Source organism: Streptomyces sp. NPDC042371 (assembly GCF_056437465.1).
In genome coordinates, this window is record NZ_JBWKAP010000001.1 from 921,662 (window position 1) to 945,576 (window position 23,915).

Consider the following 23,915-nt stretch of genomic DNA (forward strand, 5'->3'; position numbering starts at 1 on the left):
CAACTACCGAGAACCCGGGGCAACGCAGAGCGGAGAGGTGATCGATGAGCGTCGCGGGACCCCCCGGTCCGGTGATGGACCGGGACGAGGTGGACCGTGCGCTGGCGCGGCTCGACGCCGAGCACGAGGCGATCGAGACCTCGCTCCTCGCCCTCCAGGACCACGCAGGGCGCCGCCTCCTGGAAGGCGCCAGGCTCACCGGCGTCACCGAGGAGCGCTGGGCGGCCACGGAGGGCCGGATCACGCTGCTCTGGGCCTACTTCGACGCGTACGCGGGCGCCCTGCGCACCGCCCACGACGTGCGCGAGCGCAGGCGCTGGCCCAGCAGGGACGACCTCGCCGAGCTGACGGAGCTGCTGCGCGGCGAGTCCGTGACCGTCGCGGGCGGCACCTCGTCCGGCGCGTCGCCCTCGCTCACCGGCCCCGCCAAGCTCACCGAGCGCTTCACCCTCGAAGAGCTCGTGACGCGTATGAACGACCTGTACGCGCACTCCCTCGACATGGTCGTCACCGCCGACGCGGTGTGGTCCGCGCTGCCCGCCCGCATCGACCTGCTCGCCGCCGAGCTGAACCGCACCCGCCAGCTCGCGCACTCCGTCGGCGTACGTCCCGGGGAGCACCCCTCCGGTGACGACCTGGAGCGCATCACCCGCACCCTGACGACGCTGCGCGAGCAGGTGGTCTCCGACCCGCTCGCCTTCTGGCGGCGCGCGGAGGGCAGTTCGGCCCCCGGCGGCGGCCGCCCGCACACCGAGCGGTACGACAGGGAGGCCCGCGCGCTCGAAGAGGTGCGCCGCGAGATCGAGGCGGTGCTCACCGTCCGGCAGGACGCGGAGGCCCGCCTCGGCAGGCTGCGCGACGTGCTCTCCCGCGCGGACCGCACCCTCGCCGAGGCACGCTCCGCGCGCGGCGAGGTCCTCGCGAAGATCGCCGCCTCCGAGGTGCCCGCGGTCAGCGGCCCGCCGACCGCGCTCCAGGAGCAGCTTGCGATGGCATCGGACTACCGCAGGCACGCGCAGTGGCACCGTCTCTCCCCGCTCCTGGAGTCCCTTGAGCAGAAGGCCGAGGACGAACTGCTGCGCGCCCGCGAGTCGTTGACGGCCGTCACGGCGCCGCTCGCGGTCCGCGCCGAGCTGCGCGGCCGCCTGGACGCGTACAAGGCGAAGGTGGCCCGGCACGGTCACGCCGAGGACCCGCTCCTCATCGAGCGGTACGACGCGGCACGCCGGATGCTGTGGAGCGCGCCCTGCGATCTCCGGGTGGCCGAGCAGGCGGTCCTCCGCTATCAGCAGGCCGCCGCCGAAGTGCTCGCGCCGAGGGTCCCGCAGCAGGGCGGGCCCACCGACCGGACGGGGGAATCATGAGCCGGCGAGAATGTCAGCGGCCCAAGTGCACCGGTAGTTACGACGACTTCGGCGGCGGTGAGCTGTACTGCGACACCTGCGGTCTTGCCCCTGTCGTCGCGCCGAACGGCATGGTCGCGTCGGCTCCTACCGGGCTCACGGCAGGCGGCCGGGGCTCGCGGGGATCGAGCAGCTCCAGCGCCCGCTCGTCGTCGCAGTCCGCGAGGTCCTCCCGCTCGTCGCGTTCGCAGTCCTCGCGCCGGTCGGTGTCGGGGCGGCTCTCCCGCTCCCTGTCCGGCAGCTCGACGTCCCGCTCGGTGTCGGTGCGCAGCTCGGGCTCGGCGGCCGGTTCCTCGGCCCGCGGGCGGCTCGGCGTCGGCCTGGTCACCGTGCCGGACGTGCCGCGCCCCGACCCGCGCGAGGCGGTGCAGGAGAACCCCGAGGTGCCCGAGCGGAAGCGGTTCTGCTCGCGCTCCGACTGCGGGGCGCCGGTGGGCCGCGCGCGCGGCGAGCGCCCGGGCCGCACCGAGGGGTTCTGCACCAAGTGCGGGCACCCCTACTCCTTCGTGCCGAAGCTGGACCGGGGCGACATCGTGCACGGGCAGTACGAGGTCGTGGGCTGCCTGGCGCACGGCGGCCTCGGCTGGGTCTATCTGGCCATCGACCGCGCGGTGTCCGACCGGTGGGTGGTCCTCAAGGGCCTGCTCGACACGGGCGACCAGGACGCGATGGCCGCGGCGATCTCCGAGCGGCGCTTCCTCGCCGAGATCGAGCACTCCAACATCGTCCGCATCTACAACTTCGTCGAGCACCTCGACCAGCGCACCGGCTCCATGGACGGGTACATCGTCATGGAGTACGTCGGCGGCAAGTCCCTCAAGGAGATCGCCAACGGCCGCCGCACGGAGGCGGGCAGGCGCGATCCGCTGCCGGTCGAGCAGGCCTGTGCGTACGGCATCGAGGCGCTCGACGCCCTCGGCCATCTGCACAGCCGCAAGCTCCTGTACTGCGACTTCAAGGTCGACAACGCCATCCAGACCGAGGGCCAGCTGAAGCTCATCGACATGGGCGCGGTCCGCAGGATGGACGACGACGAGTCCGCGATCTACGGCACGGTCGGCTACCAGGCCCCCGAGGTCGCGGAGGCGGGCCCCTCGGTCGCCTCCGACCTCTACACCGTCGCCCGCACCCTCGCGGTCCTGACCTTCGACTTCCAGGGCTATACGAACGTGTTCGTGGACTCCCTGCCCGACCCCGACAACATCGAGGTCTTCCGGACGTACGAGTCGTTCTACCGGCTCCTGGTCCGCGCCACGGACCCGGACCCGGCCCGCAGGTTCGCCTCCGCGCAGGAGATGGCCGAGCAGCTGACCGGTGTTCTGCGGGAGGTCGTGGCGCTGCAGACGGGGCTGCCGCGGCCCGCGCTCTCCACGCTGTTCGGGCCCGAGGTGAAGGTGCCGGACACGGAGCTGCTGGCCGAGTCGAACGGCGAGGTGTCCCGGCTGGGGGCCCGCGCCGAGCTCACCGGCAGGGAGAACGGCAGGGCGCTGCCTCCGGGGTCCGGAAATGGGAGCTCCGGAACCGGGAGCTCCGGAAATGGGGGCTCCGGAACCGCGGGGCTCGTGCGGGGAGTCGACGCCGCCGCGACCGCCCTCGCACTGCCCGTGCCCCTGGTCGACCCGAACGACCCGAACGCCGGGTTGCTCGCGGGGCTCGTCGCGACCGCGCCCGCCGAGCTGATCACCGCGCTCGGCACGGCGCCCGCGGACTCCCTGGAGCTGCAGCTGCGCGGTCTGCGCGCCCGGCTCGCCATGGGGGAGCTGACGCCCGCCGCCCAGGCCCTTGCCGATCTGGAACAACAGCACCCGGACGACTGGCGGGTGGTCTGGTACCGGGGCGTCGCGGCCCTGGCGACCGGCGACTTCGAGAACTCGGCGCTCTCCTTCGACGCGGTCTACGACGCGTTCCCCGGCGAGCCCGCGCCGAAGCTGGCGCTCGGCGTCATCGCGGAGGTCCTCGGCCAGCTGGACAACGCCGCCGAGTACTACCGCCTGGTGTGGACGACCGACCCGAGCTATGTGAGCGCGGCGTTCGGCCTGGCCCGCGTGCAGCTCGCGGCCGGTGACCGGGCGGGGTCCGTGCGCACCCTGGAGTCGGTGCCGGAGTCCTCCATCCACTACACGGCGGCCCGGGTGGCCGCGGTGCGGGCGCGGCTGCGTCACCGTATGACGTCGGACACGGCGGCCCCTTCGGGCGTCGCCTTCCTGGACGAGCTGACGGCCGCCGCGGGGCAGATCGAGGCACTTGCGGGCTTCGGGCTCGACGCGGTGCGCAGGGAGCGCCTGTCGACCGAGGTTCTGGGGACGGCGCTCGACTGGGTACTCTCCGGTAGGCACTCTGGTCACGTCTCCGCACCCCCGGCCTCCACCGGAACGCGGACCGTACTGCTCGGCAGCGACCTGGACGAGCGCGGCCTCCGGTTCGGTCTGGAGCGTTCGTACCGGACACTTGCCCGGCTCGCTCAGGGTGGCGAGGAGAGGATCGAACTGGTGGAACGGGCCAACCGTTTCCGCCCCCGGACGTGGGTGTGAGTATGTCGCAGATGCCCCAGCTGTCTGCCTGCCCCAGCTGTGAGGAGCCGCTGGAGTCGGGTGACCTGTATTGCGGTGCGTGCGGATTCGACCTGTCCGCGGTGCCGCCGCGGCCGGACGTCTCCCCGAACGGATCCGGCGGGTCCGACGGGTCCGTGCGGGCCGCCGCCGTGGGCGGGGAGTCCTCCGAGTGGCCCGTCGCACCGGAGCTCGACAGCACCGACACACCGGTGCCCACGCATCTGCCGACGGACCTGGCGGGCACGGACTCGGCGGGCGGCGACCTTCCCGAGCGGCCGGACGCCGCCGTGGCACCGGACACCGCCGCGGCACCCGGTGCGGGCGAGGAGCCGGACGCCGTCGCCGTGCCTGAGGAGTATCCGCTGCCCTCCCCCGGCACGGCCGCCGCCCCGCCCGCGCCCGCCGCCGACCCCCGCACGGTCGCGCCCGACCCCACGCCCGCCACGGGCACCAAGCTCTGCGTGGCGTGCCGCTCGGGCCGCGTCGACCCGGACGGGTACTGCGAGAACTGCGGGCACGCCCAGCCCCGCGAGCGCGACCACATGGAGCAGGAGCTCGACTCCGTCGCCGCGGTCAGCGACCGCGGCCTGCGCCACCACCGCAACGAGGACGCCTTCGCGATCTCCACGGCCGCGCTGCCCGACGGTTCCCCCGCCGTCGTCGCGATCGTCTGCGACGGCGTCTCCTCGGCGACCCGTCCCGACGAGGCCTCGCTCGCCGCGTCCCGCGCCGCCAACGAGACGCTGCTGGACTCGCTGCCGCGCGGCACCCACCCGCAGCAGGCGATGCACGAGGCGATCCTCGCGGCCGCCGACGCGGTGAACGCGCTCGCCGCCGAGCCCGCATCGGCCCGCGAGCACAGCCCGCACCAGAACGCGCCCGCCTGCACCCTGGTCGGCTCGGTCGTCGCGAGCGGCCTGCTCGTCGTCGGCTGGGTCGGCGACAGCCGCGCCTACTGGGTCCCCGACGATCGGGAGGGCCCGACCGTCCGCCTGACCGAGGACGACTCGTGGGCCGCGCAGATGGTCGCCGCGGGCCTGATGAACGAGGCCGAGGCGTACGCCGACGAGCGCGCGCACGCCATCACGGGGTGGCTCGGCGCGGATGCGTACGAACTGGAGCCGCACACCGCTTCCTTCAAGCCGGACCGTGCGGGTGTAGTGGTGGTGTGCACGGACGGGCTGTGGAACTACGCGGAAGCCGTCGAGGAGATGGCCGACGCGGTGCCCGCCGACGCCGCGGACCGGCCGCTGCACAGCGCCCAGGTCCTCGTCGGCCATGCGCTGGACGGTGGGGGCCACGACAACGTAACAGTGGCCGTCGTCCCGTTCCCGTTCGTGCCACAAGGGGCAGGATCGGCCTAGAGACGGGCGGGGGGCCGTACCGGCTCGTGTGGTCTTGAGGCCTGGAGGTCTTGAGGTCTTGAGGTCTTGAGGTTCAGAAGGATCTGAGGGGGAGCAGTTCCATGGCCAATTTCTCGAAGTCGAACGTGCCGCAGTTCTCGGTCGACGTCTACCAGAACGAGTACCTTCCGGACGGCGGCCGGGAGGTCAACGCCATCGCCACGGTCACCTCGACCGGCGGCGGGACGATCGGGGCCGCGGTCGGCGCACCGCACCTGTACACCGGGGGGCAGAGCCCGGACGCCGCCGTGGCGATCATGGTCGACTGCTCCGGTTCGATGGACTATCCGCCGACGAAGATGCGGGGCGCACGCGACGCCACCGCCGCCGCGATCGACGCACTCCGCGACGGCGTGCACTTCGCGGTGATCGGCGGCACCCACGTCGCCAAGGAGGTCTATCCGGGCGGCGGGCGGCTCGCGGTCGCGGGCCCGCAGACCCGCGAACTCGCCAAGCAGGCGCTGCGCAGGCTGAGCGCGGGCGGCGGCACGGCGATCGGCACCTGGCTGCGCCTGGCCGACCGCCTCCTCGCCTCCGCCGACGTCGCCGCGTCCTCGGTGCGGCACGGCATCCTGCTCACCGACGGCCGCAACGAACACGAGTCACCCGACGACCTCAAGGCCGCGCTCGACGCGTGCGCGGGCCGGTTCACCTGTGACGCCCGCGGCGTCGGCACGGACTGGGAGGTGAAAGAGGTCACAGGGATAGCGTCCGCGCTGCTCGGCACCGCCGACATCGTCGCCGACCCGGCCGGGCTCGCCGCCGACTTCACGCAGATGATGGAGACGGCGATGGGCAAGGAGGTCGCCGACGTCAGTCTGCGGCTGTGGACGCCGATGGGCGTGGAGATCAAGTTCGTGAAGCAAGTGGCGCCCACCGTCGAGGAGTTGACGGACCGTCGCACGGAGGCCGGACCGCGTGCCGGGGACTACCCCACGGGCTCCTGGGGCGACGAGTCCCGCGATTACCACATCTGTGTCCAGGTGCCGGGCGCCGAGCTGGGCCAGGAGATGCTCGCGGCCCGTGTCTCGCTGGTCGTGCCGCAGGGGGACGGCAGCGCGCAGACGCTGTCGCAGGGCCTGGTGCGGGCGGTGTGGACCGACGACATGGCGGCCTCCACCTCGATCAATCCGCAGGTCGCGCACTACACGGGCCAGGCGGAACTGGCACAAGTCATCCAGCAGGGACTCGACGCGCGCAAATCGGGAGATGTCGACGGAGCGACGGCCAAATTGGGCCGCGCCGTCCAGCTCGCGAGCGCCTCGGGCAACGCGGATACGGCGAAACTGCTTTCGAAGGTGGTGGACGTCGTGGATGCCGCGGCGGGTACTGTTCGATTGAAGGCGAAGGTCGCCGAGGCCGACGAGATGACACTCGAGACCCGGTCGACGAAGACCGTTCGCGTGAAGAAGCAGTAGCGCGGCGCCCCCGGCGCCGCGGACGGTTCACCAGCAGTACGTACGGCCCTCGGGCCGGAGAAGGAGAGGGGGAAGCGCCGACATGCCGACCTGCCCGAACGGACACCAGTCGGGTTCCGATGACTGGTGCGAGGTCTGCGGTCACCGCATGGCCGGTGCCGTACCGCCGCCGCCCCCGCCGCCGCCCCCTGCCGGGTACGGCTATCCCCCGCCGCCGCCCGGCCAGGACCCGGGCTTCCCGCAGCCCGCGCCGGGGCGCCCGCACCTGGCCGCCGTGCCGGATCCGGCTCCCGAGGCGGAGCTCTGCCCGCAGTGCCGCACGCCCCGCGAGGCGAACGCGCCGTTCTGCGAGGAGTGCCGCTGGAACTTCCTGACGAACACGGCGACCTCGTACACCCCGGCCGCGCCGAACCCGCCGCTGCCCGGCACGCACGGCGGTCCCGGCAGCGGTCCCGGCATGCCGCCGGGTCCGAACCCGGCGCAGCAGTTCCAGCAGCCCCCGCCGGGGTACGAGTACCAGGGCTCGCGGCCCTCGCAGATGAACCGGCCCGCCGAGCCGATCCCGCCGTTCGGCAACGGCGGCGGCCAGCAGGGTCCTGGGCCTCAGGGTCCGGGTCCGCAGGGTCCGGGCCAGCAGGGTCCGGGTCCCCAGGGCCCCGGCCAGCAGGGCCCCAACCCTCACGGGCCCGGCCCGCAGGGTCCCGGCCAGCAGTTCCCGGGTCAGCAGTTCCCGGGCCAGCCCGGTCCGCAGGGTCCCGGCGGCCAGCAGGGCCCCGGCCCCGGTCAGCCGCCGCCCGGTGCCCCGCAGGCGTTCCAGCAGCCGGGTCCGCCCGCGCCGCCCGCCTTCCCGCAGGAGACCGGCGCCCCGCAGGGCCCGCCGCCTCCGCCGCCCGGCCCCGGTGGTCCAAGCGGTCCCGGTGGCCCTGGTGGCCCGTCCTTCGGTGGCGGAGCCGACGACTGGGTGATCTCGCCGCCCTCGTCCCCGGCCCAGCAGGAGCCCTACCAGCAGCAGGAACCGTTCCAGTCGGACTCGTTCCAGCAGGACCCCTTCCAGCAGGGCCCCCCGCAGGCGCCCCAGCAGCCACAGGGTCCCGGCACGTGGACGGTGACGATCGGTCCCGACCGCGAGTACTTCATGGCGATGATGCACCGCAGCGGCCCCGAGGCCTCGGGGCTCAACCTGCCCGCGTACTCGCCGGAGCAGCAGCGTCCACTGACCGGCAACCAGATCAGCATCGGCCGCCGCAGGCACTCCACGGGTGACACCCCGGACATCGACCTGTCGGTGCCGCCGGAGGACCCGGGCGTCTCGCACCAGCACGCGGTCCTGGTCCAGCAGCCCGACGGCAGCTGGGCGGTCGTCGACCAGAACTCCACGAACGGCACCACGGTCAACGGCGGCGAGGAGCCCATCCAGCCGTTCGTCCCCGTCCCCCTCCAGGACGGCGACCAGGTCCACGTGGGCGCCTGGACGACGCTCACCATCCGCCGCGACTGATCCACCACGCTCCGCCCACGGGCGGGCCGGTCACAGAGGCCAGACGTACGGCCCTTCGGGGTCGTCCAGCCAGGCCCACTCGTACGGTCCGCTCGTGGTGATCCCGAAGCGCTCGCGCACCGGCCGCCCCTCGCGCTGCCACAGCGCGAGCGCTTCGTGCGGATCGAGGCTGCCCGCGGTCAGCTCCAGGAGGAAGCGGAAGAGCTCGCTCTGCAGGGCCCTGCGCGGCAGTCCCCCGACGTGCTGCTCGTACGGGGTCCTCGCGCCGCCCCCGCGCAGCGGCACGAAGTAGGCGGGCGTGTGCAGGAAGCGCCCCTCGGCGTGCTCCGCGTCCCGCACGGTCAGCGCGATCAGGCCGGTGGCCAGTGGCGCCAGGATGCGGGCGCCTGGCCTGCACTGGGCGAGCCAGGCCCGGGGCACCGAGTTCAGGGTGCAGGTGGCGATGATCCGGTCGTAGGGCGCGCGCTCGGGGCAGCCTGCCGCGCCGTCGCCGGTCACCACGGCGGGGCGGTGTCCGGCGGCCGCCAGGTGCTGCCGCGCGGACTCCGTGATCTCCGGGTCGAGGTCGACCGTCGTGACGTGGTCGTCGCCGAGCCGGTGGGCGAGCAGCGCCGCGTTGTAGCCGGTGCCCGCGCCGACCTCAAGCACGTGGTCCCCCGCGCGTACGTCCAGCTCCACGAGCATCTTCGCCATCAGGGACGGCTGGCTGCTGGAGGAGACCAGGTCACCGTCGCGCACCCGGGTCGCGAGGGGCGCGTCCGTGTAGGCGCCGCGCAGCCAGCGGGTGCGGCGCCGGTCGTCGGGGTCCTCGCCCCACAGCCGCTCGTACCCGCCGCCCGCGCCCACGTAGTAGTACGGCACGAACAGGTGCCGCGGCACCGCCGTGAACGCCGCCCGCCAGGCGGGGTCGTCCCGCCAGGCCCCGCTCGCCTCGATCTCCCGCACGAGGGCGGTCCGGGCCTCGGCGAGCAGCACAGGATCGGGTTCCATGAGTCCACTGTGCTGCGCCGCGGCCTCCGATGCGAGTGGCGGAACCGGCGCCGGACGCCCGGCCCCGACCCCTGTTGATCGTGGATGGTCCTAAGCCTTCCGTACTCGGCCGCCCCGTCTGAGACCATGGAACGTGTGAAAGAGATCCCGCACGGCACGCTTCAGGAGCAGACCTACTACGAGCAGGTCGGCGGCGAGGAGACCTTCCGACGCCTGGTGCACCTCTTCTACCAGGGGGTCGCGGAGGACCCGCTGCTGCGCCCGATGTATCCGGAGGAGGACCTGGGCCCCGCCGAGGAGCGCCTCGCGCTCTTCCTCATGCAGTACTGGGGCGGCCCCCGCACCTACAGCGACAACCGCGGCCACCCCCGGCTGCGCATGCGGCACGCGCCGTTCACGGTGGACCGGGCCGCGCACGACGCCTGGCTGAAGCACATGCGCGCGGCGGTCGACCAGCTCGGCCTCTCCGAGGAGCACGAGCGGACGCTGTGGAACTACCTCACGTACGCGGCGGCTTCCATGGTCAACTCCGAAGGCTGACATCAGCTTTCTGCCCTTTCGTACCTTCCGTTGAGTGCCTGCCCTCTGAAAGCATCCCGAGTGACTGCCGGGGGGCGGCACCGGGGCAGGGGTAGGTACGGGGGTTCACGGGGTGACGGGGTTCGTTCTTCTGCGCGTGCGCGCCCACCGGCTGCTGCTCGCCGCCGCGCTCCTCGCCGTCCTGCTGACCACGGCGGTCCTCGCCACCCTCACCGCGTTCTCCGGCGCGATCGGCGACGCCGCGCTGCGGCACACCCTGCGCACCCGGTCGGCCGCCCCTGCGGCACTCGTGGTGCGCAGCCAGGTCCCGCCGGGTGAGGGCGACGCGGCGGAGCGTGCGGTGCGGGACGGGGCGCGGCGCACCTTCGACGGCCTTCCGGTGCGGCTGCGCTCCCTGACCCGCTCGGGCACGTACGCGCTGCCAGGACCCCGCAGCGCCGACCAGCCCGACCTCACCCGTTTCGCGACCCTCGACCGGTCCAGGATCCGCCTCACCAAAGGCAGTTGGCCGCAGGCGCCGGAGAGCCGCTCGGACAAGCGGCCCGTCGAGGTCGCCCTCCCCGAGGCCGCCGCCGCCAAGCTCCGCCTCCGCCCCGGCTCCGCCCCCGTCACCCTCACCGACCGCCTCTCGGGCCCGAAGGTCACCGTCCGCGTGACCGGTGTCTACCGCCCCGCCGACGCCGCCGATCCGTACTGGCACCTCGACGAGCTGGGCGGGCGGGGCATGCGCCAGGGCGTGTTCATGGTCTACGGCCCGCTGCTCGTCGACCCCGCGGTGCTCGCCGGGTCGCACGTCTCCGCGGACGGCACGCAGTGGCTGGCCACCGCCGACTTCGCCGCCGTCACCACGGACCGCGTCGACGCGCTGCGGGACGCGGCCGCCAAGGGCCCGGCCGCCCTCGTCGAGAACGATGCCCTGAGCGGCAGCCCGAGCGCGACGACCGCGCTGCCCGACGTCCTGGACCGGGCCGAGCGCGCCCTGCTCGTGTCCCGTTCCACGCTGCTCATCGTCGCCCTGCAACTGATCATGCTCGCCGGTTACGCGCTGCTCCTGGTCGCCCGGCTGCTCGCCGCCGAACGCGGCGGCGAGACCGAACTGCTGCTGGCGCGCGGTGGCGCGCGGGGCCGGATCGCATGGCTCTCGGCGGTGGAGGCGCTGCTGCTCGCGCTGCCCGCCGCCGTCCTCGCGCCGCTCCTCGCGGGCCCGTTGACCGGGCTGCTCGCCGGGCAGGGCGCCCTCGCGCGGACCGGCCTCGACCTGCACGTGTCGGCGGGCGCCGCCGTGTGGTCGGCCGCCGCGGCCACCGCTCTGGGCTGCGCGCTCGCGGTGGTCGCGCCCGCGCTCTCGGCCACCGCGGGCGTACGTCGCTCCGTACGGGCCGCCGCGCTGCCCGCGCCGCTGCGGGCGGGCGCGGACGTGGGCCTGCTGGTGATCGCCGCGGTCGCGTACTGGCAGCTGGACAGCCGCACTTCGGGGTCGGGCGCGCTCAGCGACGACCGGTCGGGGCAGCTCGGCATCGATCCGCTCCTGGTGGCCGCGCCCGCCCTCGCGCTCCTCGCGGGGACCGTGGTGACGCTGCGGCTCCTGCCGCCTGCCGCCCGGCTCGCCGAACGGCAGGCGGAGAAGGGGCGCGGGCTGCCCGGCGCGCTCGCGGGCTGGCAGCTCAGCAGGCGCCCGCTGCGGGGCGCGGGTCCTGTGCTGCTGCTCGTACTCGCCGTGGCGATGGGCATGCTGGCCATCGGACAGGGCGCGTCCTGGGACCGGTCGCAGGAGGACCAGGCGGACTTCGGGGCGGGCGCCGGGATCCGGGTGCTCGGCAGCCGCGTGCCGGACGGGGAACAGGGCCGGGTGTTCGCGGCACTGCCAGGGGTGCGCTCGGTCGCGCCCGCCACCCGCTTCCCGCTGGACCTCTCCGACAACCGGCAGGCGACGGTGCTCGCCCTGGACTCGGCGCATGCGGCGGCCGGGATGCTGACCCGTGCGGACACCGCGGACGGGGAGGCGCTGGCGGCGGCCCTCGCGCCGGAGCGGCAGGGGCGGCCGGTGCGGGGAGGCGGTGGTTCGTCGCCGCTGCCTGCCGTGGTCACGGACGCGTTCCTGCGGGCGGGCGGCGCGAAGGTCGGTGCGGTCATGGACGTACCGGCCGGGGGCGGGACCTTGCAGGTGCGGATCGTGAAGGCGGTGCGGGAGCTGCCGACGACGGCGGCCGGGGACGGGGCGGCCGGGACGGGCGCGGGCGGGCCGGACGCGGGCGGCGCGTCCGAGGAGGGCGGTGCCGTCCTGCTCGACCTGCCGAGCGTGAACGCCCGTCTCGCCGCCGCTGAGAAGACGCCACTGGCCCCGTCGGAGTGGTGGCTCACCACGCCTCCAGGAGCCGCCGCGGAGGCGGCCACCGCGCTGCGCGCCCGCCCCGACATCGACCCCGAACAGATCCTCGTGCGCGACGAGATCGCCGAGGAGCTCCGCGGCGACCCGCTCGGCGCGGGCCCGCAGTCCGCGCTGCTCGCGGTCGCCGCGGCCGCCGCCGCGCTGGCCGCGGTCGGCTTCGCGGTGAGCGCGGCGGCCTCGCTGCGCGAACGGTCCGCGGAGTTCGCGGTGCTGCGCGCGCTCGGCGTCCCGCGCCGCCAACTGGCCCGGCTCATCGCGGCGGAGCAGGGCTTCCTGCTCGCCCTAGCCCTGCTCGTCGGCCTCGGACTCGGCGCGATCCTGACCCGGGCGGTGGTCCCGCTGATCGTCCTCACCGGCGAGGCCGCACAGCCGGTGCCGCCGGTCCTGGTCCAGCTGCCCGTCACCCACGTGGCGGCCCTGCTCGCCGCCGTGGCCGCCGTCCCCCTCCTGATCATCGCGGCCCTCTCCCTGCGCCGCGGCGACCCGACGGTCTCGCTCCGCCACGAAGGGGGCAACTGACATGCCGATACGCACCGTCGCCCCCTGGGTCCGCACCCGGCTGCGCGCCGCTCCGACGGCCGCGACGGCCTTCGCGCTGCTGGTCGCCGTGACCGCCTTCCTCGCCGCGCTCTTCCCCCGCGCGGTCGAGGCGTACGAGAGCGACGGCGTGCGCGCCGCGATCACCGACGCGGGTCCGGCCCGCAGCGTCATCGAACTCGGCTCCTCCGCACCGGGGTTGGACAAGACACAGCGCGAACGCGAGGACGCGCTGCGCCCCGCCCCGCTGCGGGAGCAGTACGAGAAGACCCTCCGCGCCCTGCCCGAGCCGGTCCGCGCCGACGAGCGCCAATCGGCGTACGGCGTCCAGACCGTCAAGTCACCGCAGGGCACCGACCGTTGGCTGCCGCACCTCAGCCCGGTCCACCCGCAGTTCACCCTCGCCGCCCAGTCCGGCCTGAACGCCCACGCACGCCTCCGGGAAGGCCGCCTGCCCGGCGGCAAGGGCATCACGTCGGACAGCCGCCGCGTCGAGGCGGCCGTCACCGCGGACACCGCGCGCGTCATGCGGCTCAAGGTCGGCAAGGTCGTCCACCTGAGCTCGGAGCTCGGCGACACCGTCACCGTCCGGATCACCGGCGTCCTCGAACCGCTGCGCCCGAAGAGCGCCTACTGGTCGTACGACCCGGTGCTCCGCACCCCCGCCAAGGCCGTGGCACCGGGCCCGACCCCGCAGCCCGAGCTCTGGCACGCCGGGCTGCTCCTCGCACCCGACGCGGGCCCGGTCCTCCCCGCCCTCGACCAGAACCCGCAGCGCTACTGGCGCGTCGCCGCCGACCCCGGCGACCTCACCGCCCGCGACCTGCCCGCGCTCAAGAGCCGGATCGCCTCGCTCGAAAAGGGCCCGCTGCTCAGCGAGTTGCGCTCCTTCACGGACCGGGACGCACGGGTCTCCACCGACCTGGACAAAATCCTCACCGAGCACGCCGGGCTGCGGGACGCCGTCGCGCCGATCGTCGCCGTCGCCGCGTACGGGGTGGGCGGGGTCGCGGCCGTCGTCCTCCTGATGACCTGCGCGCTGAGCGCGGTGCGACGCCACGGCGAGCTGGCGCTGCTGCGCTCGCGCGGCGGCTCCGTGGGCGGCATCGCCCGGCGGCTGTTCGCCGAGACGTCGGTGGTGGCGGTGCCCGCGGCGGCTCTCGGGCTGCTGTCGGCGGTCCTCGTCGTGCCCCACGCGCGCGTGGGGCCCTCGGCGGTGGCGGCGGCCGCGGTGTGCGTGCTCGCGTGCGGGGCGCTGCCGGTGCGGGCCGCGTTCACGCACCGCAGGCCCCGCGCGCACGAGGGCCGCGGCGACCTCGTCACGGCGCGCCCGTCCCGGCGGCGGACCGTCGCCGAACTGGTGCTGCTCGTCCTCGCGGTGGGCGCGGTGGCGACGCTGCGCAGGCGGGGGACGGACGCGTCGGGCTCCGCGGGCGCCGATGGGAGCTCGTCCGGTGGCGGGTCAGGGGGCTCGGTGGACTGGCTGGTCAGCGCGGCGCCGGTGCTCGTCGGCGGTATCGCTGCGCTCCTTCTCGTACGTCTCTATCCCCTGCCGCTGCGCCTGTGCGCCCGCCCCTTCGCGCGGCGCCGCGGCGTGCTCGGCTTCCTCGCGACGGCGAGCGCGGGCCGCGCTTCGGGCGCCCAGGTCTTCCCGCTGCTGGCGCTGTTGCTCGCCCTGACGACGGCGGCATTCGGCGGCTCGGTGCTGGCCGGGGTGCAGGACGCCCGCGACCGCACGGCGCTGCTCGCGGTGGGCGCGGACGCCCGCGTGACGCGGGACGGCGCGCCGCTGCCCGCGTCCCTGGCCGACGCGGTGGGCCGGGCCTCCGGGGTGCGCGAGGTGACGGCCGTCCACATCGACTGGAACCTCTCGCTGCCCGACGGCACGACAGCCCCGCTGATCGCCGCGGATCCGGCGACGTACGCGCGACTGACCGCCGCGACGGGCCTCGGCCCCCTCAACGCACCGGACCTGACGGCCCCGCGGGCCTCTGCCAAGGCGCGTACGGCCGCCTCGGCTCCGGTGCCCGCCATCGCCTCACCCGACCTCGCCCGCAAGCTCGGCAGGACGCCCCACACCTTCCGCACCCCCTCGGGCACCTTCACCGCCAAGGTCACCGGGACCCGCACGACGACCCCCGCCCTCCCCACCCAGGGGGCCTTCCTCCTGGTGGACCGCCGGGCCCTGCCGACGGCGCGGGACACCGCGCTGCTGGTGACGGGGGGCGGCGTCACGCGGCAGGCAATCGTGGAGGCGGGTGCCGGAGGCGGCGCCCGGGGCGGGCTTGCGATCAACGTCCGGTCCGCGGAACGCGCCGCGCTCTCCGACTCGCCTCTCCAGTCCGGCGCCGAGCGCGTCTACGTGGCCGCCGTAGCCGCCGGTGCCGGATACGCCGCGCTCGCCGTGCTGCTCTCCCTCCTGCAGTCCGGCACCCGGCGCGCCGCGCTCCTCGCGCGGCTGCGCACCATGGGGCTCGGCGCACGCCAGGGACGGCTACTGCTCGCCCTTGAGGCCCTGCCCCAGGCGCTGCTCGCGGCGGGCGGCGGGGCCCTCGTGGGGTGGGCGGCGGTCGAGCTGCTCGCGGACGGCCTCGACCTGCGCCGCATCGCCCTGAACGCGCACGGCGGCCTCACCGGGCTGGGGGACGTCACGCTGCGGGCCGACCCGTGGTCGCTGCTGCTGCCCGCCGCGGGCGTCGTCGCGCTCACCGCCGCGGTGGCGTTCGCCCAGGCCTGGTGGACGACCAGACGTACCCCTGCCGCCGATCTGAGAACGGGAGACACCCGATGACGAGTGCGAGTGCGAGTACGGATACCGGTACCGGTCCGTCCCCGTCCCCGTCCCCTTCCCCTTCCCCTTCCCTCGCCGAGCTGGAGGCGCGGGCGGCCGCGCGGCGCGATGGGCCCTCCTACGGCCACGACGCGCTGATCACCTGCGACCGTCTGGTCCGCGTCTTCGCGACGGACGGCGTCGAGGTGCAGGCGCTCCAGGGCCTCGATCTCCTGGTCCGTGAGGGCGAGTTGATGGCTCTGGTCGGCGCGTCGGGCAGCGGCAAGTCGACGTTGATGAACATCCTCGCGGGCCTCGACGAGCCCACCGCGGGCGCCGCACGCGTCGCAGGCCACGGCCTCCTCGCCATGAGCGCGAAGGAACGCCTGCGCTACCGCCGTGACGTGGTCGGTTTCGTATGGCAGCAGACGGCACGCAATCTGCTCCCGTACCTGACGGCAGCCCAGAACGTGGCACTGCCGATGCAGTTGAAGGGGGCGCGCGGGACCAAGCGCGCCCAGAAGGCGGAACGCACCCTGGAACTCCTCGACTTGCTGGAGGTCTCGGACTGCCGGGACCGCCGCCCGCATCAGATGTCGGGAGGCCAGCAGCAGCGCGTCGCCATCGCGGTGGCCCTGGCCAACGACCCCGCGGTGCTCCTCGCCGACGAGCCGACCGGCGAACTGGACTCGCACACGGCGGGGCAGATCTTCGAGGCGTTCCGCACCGCGAACGAGGAGCTCGGCACGACGATCGTCATCGTCACCCACGACCAGGCGGTCGCCTCGGAGGTCCGCCGCACGGTCGCTATCCGCGACGGCCGCACCTCGACGGAGGTCCTGCGCCGCACGGAGGTCGACGCGTCGACGGGCCAGGAATCGTTGATCTCGCGCGAGTACGCGATGCTGGACCGGGCAGGCCGCCTCCAGCTCCCCGCCGAGTACACGGCGTCGCTGGGGATGCGGGACAGGGTGGCGCTGGAGCTCGAACAGGACCACATCGCCGTATGGCCGGACGAGCGGGGCTGACCCCCACCCCCGCCCCTACGCGGGCGTGACCGTCAGCCCTCCGACACCGGCCCGGCGCACCGCGACGGACCCGTAGTCCGTACGCAGCCGCAGCCACGCCCCCGAGGACAGCAGGGTCAGCGCGTCCCCCCGCAGGAACCCGAGGGACTGCGCCGCGTGCGCCGCCCGCACCGGCAGGTCCGTGTCGCCGACGGGCCGGGACCAGATCTCCCGCCCCACCCGGTCGAGCTCGGCACGCACCCGCCGCTCGGCGGGCAACTCCTCGATCCGCGACCTGAATTCGGCCACGGCCCGCTTGACCAGGAACCGCATCGCGTCCGGGGCGGGCAGCCCCGGTTCCTGCCGCCAGCCGCCCCGCGGCGGCAGCACGCCCGCCCACGGCGGCCCGGTGACGGCCGCGGGGACGTCGGCGACCCCCGCATGCTCCACGGACTCCGCCGACTCGCCGACGCGTTCCAGGAACTCGCCCGCGGAGACGGTGACGTCGAGCGTGGTGTCGAGCCCGTGCTCGTACGGCTTGGCGAGCCGCGCCGTCCGGATGACGAGCACCTCGAACGACGGCGGCCGCCCGAACACGGCGAGCGTGTCCCCGGCGGCCTGCAGCCGCACCGCTGCCGCCTTGTCGTAGTGGATCAGCCGGGCCAGGAAGGCGGCGAGGTCCGCCGCCTCCCCGGCATCGGCGAAGTGGAGCCGCGCGGTCATGCGGCAAGCGCCCCCGAGCCGCCGTCGACGCCACCGGCGCCGTCGTCCACGTACTCCTGGAGGAACGACCGCTCCTCGGCGGAGATCCGCCGCGGCCGCTGTGCCTCCAGGTCGAAGGGCACGACCACGGTCGAGGCCCGCACATACACCTGCTGCGCGTCCTTGATCTCGTACGCGATGGTCAGCGACGCCGCACCGATCTTCGTCACCCACGACTCGACGGTGACCGGCTCGTGCCGGTGCACCAACGGCCGTACGTAGTCGATCTCGTGACGGGCCACGACCGATCCGCCGGAGAACGACGGCGACCCGTCACCGGGTGCCAGCCGGAACATGAAGTCGATCCGCGCCTCCTCCAAGTACCGCAGGAAGACGACGTTGTTGACGTGCCCGAAGGCGTCCATGTCCGACCAGCGGAGCGGGCATTGGTATATGTGTCGAGCCACTGTCGCCTCAGCCCCGAGTGAGCTTCTTGTAGGTGGCGCGGTGCGGACGGGTCGCGTCCGCACCGAGGCGCTCGACCTTGTTCTTCTCGTACGACTCGAAGTTGCCCTCGAACCAGTACCACTTGGATTCACCCTCGTACGCCAGGATGTGCGTGGCGACCCTGTCCAGGAACCACCGGTCGTGGGAGATCACGACAGCGGCACCCGGGAACTCCAGGAGCGCGTTCTCCAGGGAGGACAGGGTCTCGACGTCCAGGTCGTTCGTCGGCTCGTCGAGGAGGAGCAGGTTGCCGCCCTCCTTGAGGGTCAGCGCCAGGTTGAGGCGGTTGCGCTCACCACCGGAGAGCACCCCGGCCGGCTTCTGCTGGTCCGGACCCTTGAAGCCGAAGGCGGAGACGTACGCCCGCGAGGGCATCTCGACCTGGCCGACGTTGATGTAGTCCAGCTCGTCGGAGACGACGGCCCACAGCGTCTTCTTCGGGTCGATGTTGGCGCGGCCCTGGTCGACGTACGAGACCTTGACCGTGTCGCCGATCTTGATGGTGCCGGAGTCCGGCTGCTCCAGGCCCTGGATCATCTTGAACAGCGTGGTCTTGCCCGCGCCGTTCGGACCGATGATGCCGACGATGCCGTTGCGCGGCAGCGAGAAGCTGAGGTCGTCGACCAGCACCTTGTCACCGAAGGCCTTCGACAGGTGCTCGACCTCGACGACGATCGAGCCCAGGCGCGGACCCGGCGGGATCTGGATCTCCTCGAAGTCCAGCTTCCGCATCTTGTCCGCCTCGGCGGCCATCTCCTCGTAGCGCGCCAGACGCGCCTTGGACTTGGCCTGCCGCCCCTTGGCGTTCGACCGCACCCACTCGAGCTCTTCCTTGAGCCGCTTGGCGCGCTTCTCGTCCTTGCGGCCCTCGACCTTGAGGCGGGTCTGCTTCTTCTCCAGGTACGTGGAGTAGTTGCCCTCGTACGGGTGGGCGCGGCCGCGGTCGAGCTCCAGGATCCACTGCGCGACGTTGTCCAGGAAGTACCGGTCGTGGGTGACCGCCACGACGGCACCGGAGTACTGGGAGAGGTGCTGCTCCAGCCAGTTCACCGACTCGGCGTCGAGGTGGTTGGTGGGCTCGTCGAGGAGCAGCAGGTCGGGCGCCTCGATGAGGAGCTTGCAGAGCGCGACGCGGCGCTTCTCGCCACCGGAGAGGGTGGTGACGGGCCAGTCGCCGGGCGGGCAGCCCAGCGCGTCCATCGCCTGCTCCAGCTGGGCGTCCAGGTCCCACGCGTTGGCGTGGTCCAGGTCCTCCTGGAGCTTGCCCATCTCCTCCATGAGCGCGTCCGAGTAGTCCGTCGCCATGAGCTCGGCGACCTCGTTGAAGCGCTTGAGCTTGCCCATGATCTCGGCGGCGCCGTCCTGCACGTTCTCCAGGACGGTCTTCGACTCGTCGAGCTGCGGCTCCTGCATGAGGATGCCGACGCTGAACCCGGGCGAGAGGAACGCGTCACCGTTGGACGGCTGCTCAAGACCGGCCATGATCTTCAGCACCGTGGACTTACCGGCGCCGTTGGGGCCCACGACACCGATCTTGGCGCCAGGCAGGAAGCTCAGGGTGACGTCATCAAGAATCACCTTGTCGCCGTGCGCCTTGCGCGTCTTGCGCATGGTGTAGATGTACTCAGCCAAGAGAAACCGTCCGGCAATCAGTGAGTGGGCAGATACACCCCATCTTGCCGTACAGCCAGCCCCCGGCGAAAACCGGATGGTCGCCCACCGGATCCCCGCCTCGCGTGCGGTAGCCGTACGACTACCGCACGCTGCGACTTCCGGTCCCTTACCCCTCGGTGACCGGTCCCTTACTCCTCGGTAGAGGTCTCCTACTCCTCGGTGGACGTCTCCGCCGGGGCGTCCTTCTTGCGCAGGAAGAACACCGCCGCGCCACCGACCACGACGAACGCCACCGCGATGCCGATGATCAACGGGGTGTTGCTGGAGCTGCCGGTCTCGGCCAGGTCACCGCCGCCTCCGATGGTGGTGCCGCCCGCCGACGCGGGGCTCGGCTCGGAGACGGGCTGTGTCTTGTTGGTGATCGTGTCGCCCGCCGTGCGGCAGTCGAGCACGCCCTTGAACCGCTTCTCCGAGCCGTTCGCCCCGTTGATCGTGAAGTCGTAGGACTGGTCCTCCTGCAGCGGGATCGTCACGGTCTGTGACTCGCCCGCCTTGATGGTGTGCTTGAAGTCCATCAAGCGGAAGGTGAAGGGCTTGTCGCCCTTGTTGGCCGCGGTGATGTCCACACCGCTCTTGGCGCAGTTCTTCTCGGCCGAGAGGGCGGGCAGCGCTCCCTCGGCGGCCCAGTTGGCCGTCGCCGTCGCCGACACCGACGACTCGCTGGAGCCCGCGAGGATCTGCGTCTGGCTCCTGGTCTCGGACGCGAAGGCCCGGCCGACCGGCACGGTGGTCGACGTCTGCACGGACAGCGCGGCCGAGCCGTCCGGTGCGTCCTTCGGCACGTCGAAGTAGAGACGGCTGCCATTGCCCGCGGACTTCACGGGCTTGCCGTTCCTCCCGACGACCTTCACACCGCTCGCCACGGAGTCCGCGGGCGGCGTGACCGTCACCGATTCGGCGTCGGTCCGCACGGTGACCGGGCCGATCTTCTTCCCCGCACGGCCCGATACGGCGGGCGGCTCCAGGGTCAGCGACGCCTTGGGCTCGGCGCTGCTGCGCGCGCTCTTGTACAGATAGTCGGCGAGCTTCTCGGCCTGCGGGTCGACGGCGTCGACCTTCGCCCCGTCGGAGTACCGCCAGATCGCCACCTGGGTGCCGGCCGCGGCGGTCTGCGCGGTGAGGGATCGCGCGCCCGCCTTGCGGGCCAGCTCCGCGAGGTCGTTCACCTGCGGATACGAGTGCTGCAGGATCCAGCGGATCTTGCCCGCGTCCCGGTTGCCGTTCAGTGAGGTGCCGCTCCAGGGGGTCTCCTGGTACTTGGCGTCCTTCTGCGTGGGGTTGAGGATGTCGATGCAGTACGTCTGCAGGGCGCCGCCGCCCTCCACGGACATCTCGAAGAGCCCCGCGGGCACCCGCTGCGAGCTGCCGTTGTCACGGATGACGGCCTGGTCGAACGTCTGCAGCCCGCCCAGCGTCGCGACGGCTCCGCCCCGGTGCTGCGGCGTCTCCTCCGCCGCGGCCGCGCCCGCGACGGTCAGCCCGCCCGCCAGGGCCAGACCCGCCGCCATGGTCACTGCGGCGAGACGGGCGGCGCCTCGGCTACGTATGGACAACGCAGAAAACACTGAATTCCCCTCCGGGCGGGACCCGTTCACAACGTTGGGGGGTGGTCCCGCCAGCAGACTGAATGGGGCAGGATCACCTGCCACCTGCGTGACATCACCTGCCGACTGCCCCGTGAGCTACGTCCGGCATCCTAAGGAAACGCCGCATCACGAGCCCCACGCATAGCGCCGGACGGCGGATCCGACTCGGAATCGTTATCCCCAACAACCGCTCCGAGCTGGGCTTATCGACAAATCAATGCCACCCATTCGCCGATATGCCGTACTTCGGCGGTCTCGATGAGGGACCTTTCGACGGTCTCTGCACGAGGCCGTCTGACTCCACGTCACCCCACCGGCTCGGGCTCCCTCTCCCGCACCCCGGCGGTATCTTCGCCCCGCCCCGCCGCCGGTTCCGTCAGCGCCGGATTGCCCCTTCCCACCCTCCGGAACGCCGCGGTCCCGCGCGACAGATCGTGTCCGATGGCCACCGCCTCGATGTCCGCCGATGTCCAGTGCTGGCCACCCCGCTCCTCGTCCCGCACCTTCAACCGGCCCTGCACGATCACCGGTTCGCCGACGGACACAGACCCCTGCACGTTCGTCCCCAGCCCCCGCCAGGCCCAGACCGTGAAGAAATTGGTGTGCCCATCGGTCCATGTGCTCTTCGCCGCGTCGTAATACCGCGCTGTCACCGCGAGCCGGAACCGCGCCACCGGTCCCGACGGCAGCTCCCGATACACCGGCGTCGTCGCGACATTGCCCACTACCGTCACCAAGGTCTCGTTCATCGCCGAACCCCTCCCCCGCTTCATCCGTTGTCCGCAGCCCCGCGGCTGTGATCTCAGATTGCACCGGTCCGGCCGATCCCGCTGAGCCCTGTGGGCCACCACCCGATTGTGGAAAACTCCGTCACCCGATCGGGGAACGGGCCCCCGACACCCGCACGTACTGCTCCCTGACCTCCCGGTACCGCAGCAGCTCCGCCGCCACCGGGTCGAGGACTCTCGCCCGCCCGCACCCGGCCGCCGCCTCCCGCAGCCGCCGTTCCGCGTCGTGCCCGTACCGGCGCGCGGGCCCCCGCGCCGCCATCCGGCTCGCCCACTCCACGCACGGACCGCCCACGATGCCCGCCAGCATCAGCAGCGCGGGCACGCCCAGGTTCGGCGTGGCGACCCCGATGATCTGCCCCACCAGCCAGATGCCGCCCACGACTTGCAGCAGCGTCATCGCCGCCTGGGCCAGCACCGCGACCGGCCACCAGCCGGGGCGCGGCGGCCGCCCGCTCGGCACACCCGCCGTCACCGCGAGCTCGTCGAGCGCCTCGGGAAGACCTTCGGCGCCGCGCACCGCGGCCTCCCGCACGGCCTGCCCCCAGGGCGTGGGCAGCCCTGTCGCCGCCTCGTCGGCCACCGTGCGCACGGCGTGCTCCACCCGCTGACGCGCCGTCGCCTCCTCGTCCACGGGCGTGAGGGCGACCGGTGTCGGGACGCCCTGCGAGTAGCGTCGGGCGTCGTACCAGCGCCACAGCCTGAACCAAGGGTCGCCGCACGCCTTCCCGGCATGCCTGCGCCAGGCCCGCTCCGCGGCGTCCCCCGCGGCTGCCGCGCCCACGGCGTCCGCGAGCCGGTCGGCGAACTCCTCACGCGCTTCCTCGCTGAGCCCGATCCGCCCGCGGTTGCGTCCGGCGTGTGCCCCGGTGACGTACACCGGACGCAGATGTTCCGCGGCGGCGTCCACGTCCGCGGAGATGCGCCGGGCCGCGGCGCCCCTCTCCTGCGTGAACTGGCCCAGTGCCTCGCGCAGTTCGCCCACGCCCTCGCCGGTCAGCGCGGAGATCGAGAGCACCGTGGCGCCCGGCTCCCCGTGCTCGCCGAGCGCGACGCCGTCCTCGTCCAGGAGCCTGCGCAGATCGTCGAGCACCTGGTCGGCGGCGTCCCCGGGGAGCCGGTCGATCTGGTTGAGCACTACGAAGGTGACTTCGGCGTGCCCTGCCATGGGCCTCAGATAGCGCTCGTGGAGCATCGCGTCGGCGTACTTCTCCGGGTCGACGACCCAGATGACGGCGTCGACGAGGGCCAGGATGCGGTCGACGTGCTCGCGGTGCTCACCGACCGCCGAGTCGTGGTCGGGCAGATCGATCAGGACGAGCCCCTGGAGCTCGTCGGCACCGGGCCCCTGGAGCGGGCGGCGGCGCAGTCGCCCGGGAATCCCGAGCCGGTCGAGGAGGCCCGCGGCGCCGTCCGTCCAGCTGCATCCGATGGGCGCGGCGGTGGTCGGCCTGCGCACCCCGGTCTCCGAGATCATCACCCCGGCGAGGGAGTTGAAGAGCGTCGACTTGCCGCTGCCGGTGGCCCCCGCGATGGCGACGACGGTGTGCCGTTCGGAGAGCCTGCGCCGGGCGGCGGCCTCGTCCAGGACACGGCCCGCTTCGGCGAGCGTGCCGCTGTCGAGGCGGGCGCGGGAGAGCCCGACGAGTTCGCGCAGGGCGTCGAGGCGGGCGTGGAGGGGGCCTTCTTGTGGAGGGTTGGGGGTGGGGGTAGTGGAGGGGGCGTGGGAGGGGGTGCTGGTGGGAGTGCTGGTGAGGCTGCTGGTGGGGTTTACGGAGGGGGCGTACGAGCGGAGTCCGGCGTCGGCGTCCGAGCCCACGCTCGCGCCCATGCCCATGCCCGCACCCGTACCCGCACTCGCGCCCGAGCCCGAGGGCCGTTGTACGCCCGCGACGCGTCGGGCGATGAGGCCGTCGTCCCAGGCGGGTCCGGAGCGGCTGCTGGGGCGGCTGCCGGGGGGCGTGTCGCGCCCTTCGCCGCCTGCGCGTCCCTCGCGGGCCTGTTCGCCCTCCGGCTCGCTCCGGTCACCGGGGTTGACCCGATCGGCTCTCTCGGCGTGATCGGCGTGATCGGCGTGATCAGTGCGATCGGACTGATCAGCTCGATCGGCGTGATCGGACTGATCGGCGTGATCAGTGACGGCGGTCACCG

General features: G+C 73.3%; 16 protein-coding genes. 9 read left to right on the top strand and 7 right to left on the bottom strand.

The genetic code is table 11. From position 1 onward, the window contains the following. The first annotated feature begins 44 nt into the window (after positions 1–44). The 5 genes from AC068B_RS04060 (at position 45) to AC068B_RS04080 (ending at position 8,274) form a co-directional block, all read left to right on the top strand. Positions 45–1,364, top strand: coding sequence for a hypothetical protein (locus AC068B_RS04060; RefSeq protein WP_478668834.1), 1,320 nt, complete (start codon positions 45–47; stop codon positions 1,362–1,364). After that, the gene (locus AC068B_RS04065; protein WP_478668836.1) at positions 1,361–3,934 is read left to right on the top strand and encodes a serine/threonine-protein kinase; all 2,574 of its coding nucleotides are present in this window, start codon (positions 1,361–1,363) and stop codon (positions 3,932–3,934) included. Before AC068B_RS04060 ends, AC068B_RS04065 begins: the two co-directional genes overlap by 4 nt. Before the next feature lie 2 nt (positions 3,935–3,936). Further along, complete coding sequence (locus AC068B_RS04070) at positions 3,937–5,319, top strand: PP2C family protein-serine/threonine phosphatase (RefSeq protein ID WP_478668837.1); 1,383 nt, start codon at positions 3,937–3,939, stop codon at positions 5,317–5,319. A 101-nt stretch (positions 5,320–5,420) separates the two neighbouring features. Beyond that, complete coding sequence (locus AC068B_RS04075; RefSeq protein WP_478668838.1) at positions 5,421–6,776, top strand: vWA domain-containing protein; 1,356 nt, start codon at positions 5,421–5,423, stop codon at positions 6,774–6,776. Between the two features lie 82 nt (positions 6,777–6,858). Beyond that, positions 6,859–8,274, top strand: coding sequence for an FHA domain-containing protein (locus tag AC068B_RS04080; RefSeq protein WP_478668840.1), 1,416 nt, complete (start codon positions 6,859–6,861; stop codon positions 8,272–8,274). A 30-nt stretch (positions 8,275–8,304) separates the two neighbouring features. Here AC068B_RS04080 and AC068B_RS04085 read toward each other — a convergent pair whose 3' ends face one another. Beyond that, on the bottom strand, positions 8,305–9,264 hold the full coding sequence (locus tag AC068B_RS04085) for a methyltransferase domain-containing protein (protein WP_478668841.1): 960 nt from the start codon (positions 9,262–9,264) through the stop codon (positions 8,305–8,307). 126 nt (positions 9,265–9,390) lie between these two features. Between AC068B_RS04085 and AC068B_RS04090 the strand changes: the two genes are divergently transcribed. The 4 genes from AC068B_RS04090 to AC068B_RS04105 all read left to right on the top strand — a co-directional run bounded on the left by AC068B_RS04090 (position 9,391) and on the right by AC068B_RS04105 (position 16,528). Next, positions 9,391–9,804 carry a globin gene (locus AC068B_RS04090; protein ID WP_306336998.1) on the top strand — a complete coding sequence of 138 codons (414 nt, stop codon included), beginning with the start codon at positions 9,391–9,393 and terminating at the stop codon, positions 9,802–9,804. 112 nt (positions 9,805–9,916) lie between these two features. Beyond that, complete coding sequence (locus tag AC068B_RS04095) at positions 9,917–12,712, top strand: FtsX-like permease family protein (RefSeq protein ID WP_478668843.1); 2,796 nt, start codon at positions 9,917–9,919, stop codon at positions 12,710–12,712. A gap of 1 nt (position 12,713) precedes the next feature. Beyond that, positions 12,714–15,521, top strand: coding sequence for an ABC transporter permease (locus AC068B_RS04100; RefSeq protein ID WP_478668844.1), 2,808 nt, complete (start codon positions 12,714–12,716; stop codon positions 15,519–15,521). Beyond that, positions 15,518–16,528 (top strand): ABC transporter ATP-binding protein, encoded by a 1,011-nt coding sequence (locus AC068B_RS04105; RefSeq protein WP_478668845.1) that lies wholly within the window; start codon positions 15,518–15,520, stop codon positions 16,526–16,528. The genes AC068B_RS04100 and AC068B_RS04105 overlap by 4 nt, the downstream gene beginning before the upstream one ends. A 15-nt stretch (positions 16,529–16,543) precedes the next feature. Here AC068B_RS04105 and AC068B_RS04110 read toward each other — a convergent pair whose 3' ends face one another. The 6 genes from AC068B_RS04110 to AC068B_RS04135 all read right to left on the bottom strand — a co-directional run bounded on the left by AC068B_RS04110 (position 16,544) and on the right by AC068B_RS04135 (position 23,913). Further along, positions 16,544–17,230: a DUF8185 domain-containing protein gene (locus tag AC068B_RS04110; protein ID WP_478668847.1), complete on the bottom strand. Its 687-nt coding sequence runs from the start codon at positions 17,228–17,230 to the stop codon at positions 16,544–16,546. Then, positions 17,227–17,676 (bottom strand): acyl-CoA thioesterase, encoded by a 450-nt coding sequence (locus AC068B_RS04115; RefSeq protein WP_478668848.1) that lies wholly within the window; start codon positions 17,674–17,676, stop codon positions 17,227–17,229. Before AC068B_RS04115 ends, AC068B_RS04110 begins: the two co-directional genes overlap by 4 nt. Before the next feature lie 7 nt (positions 17,677–17,683). Continuing rightward, the gene (ettA, locus tag AC068B_RS04120; RefSeq protein ID WP_478668849.1) at positions 17,684–19,348 is read right to left on the bottom strand and encodes an energy-dependent translational throttle protein EttA; all 1,665 of its coding nucleotides are present in this window, start codon (positions 19,346–19,348) and stop codon (positions 17,684–17,686) included. Positions 19,349–19,539: 191 nt separating this feature from the next. Beyond that, complete coding sequence (locus AC068B_RS04125; protein WP_478669243.1) at positions 19,540–20,898, bottom strand: Cys-Gln thioester bond-forming surface protein; 1,359 nt, start codon at positions 20,896–20,898, stop codon at positions 19,540–19,542. 383 nt (positions 20,899–21,281) lie between these two features. Beyond that, positions 21,282–21,725, bottom strand: coding sequence for a single-stranded DNA-binding protein (locus AC068B_RS04130; RefSeq protein WP_478668851.1), 444 nt, complete (start codon positions 21,723–21,725; stop codon positions 21,282–21,284). Positions 21,726–21,846: 121 nt separating this feature from the next. Then, positions 21,847–23,913 (bottom strand): YfjP family GTPase, encoded by a 2,067-nt coding sequence (locus tag AC068B_RS04135; protein ID WP_478668852.1) that lies wholly within the window; start codon positions 23,911–23,913, stop codon positions 21,847–21,849. Between the last annotated feature and the right edge of the window lie 2 nt (positions 23,914–23,915).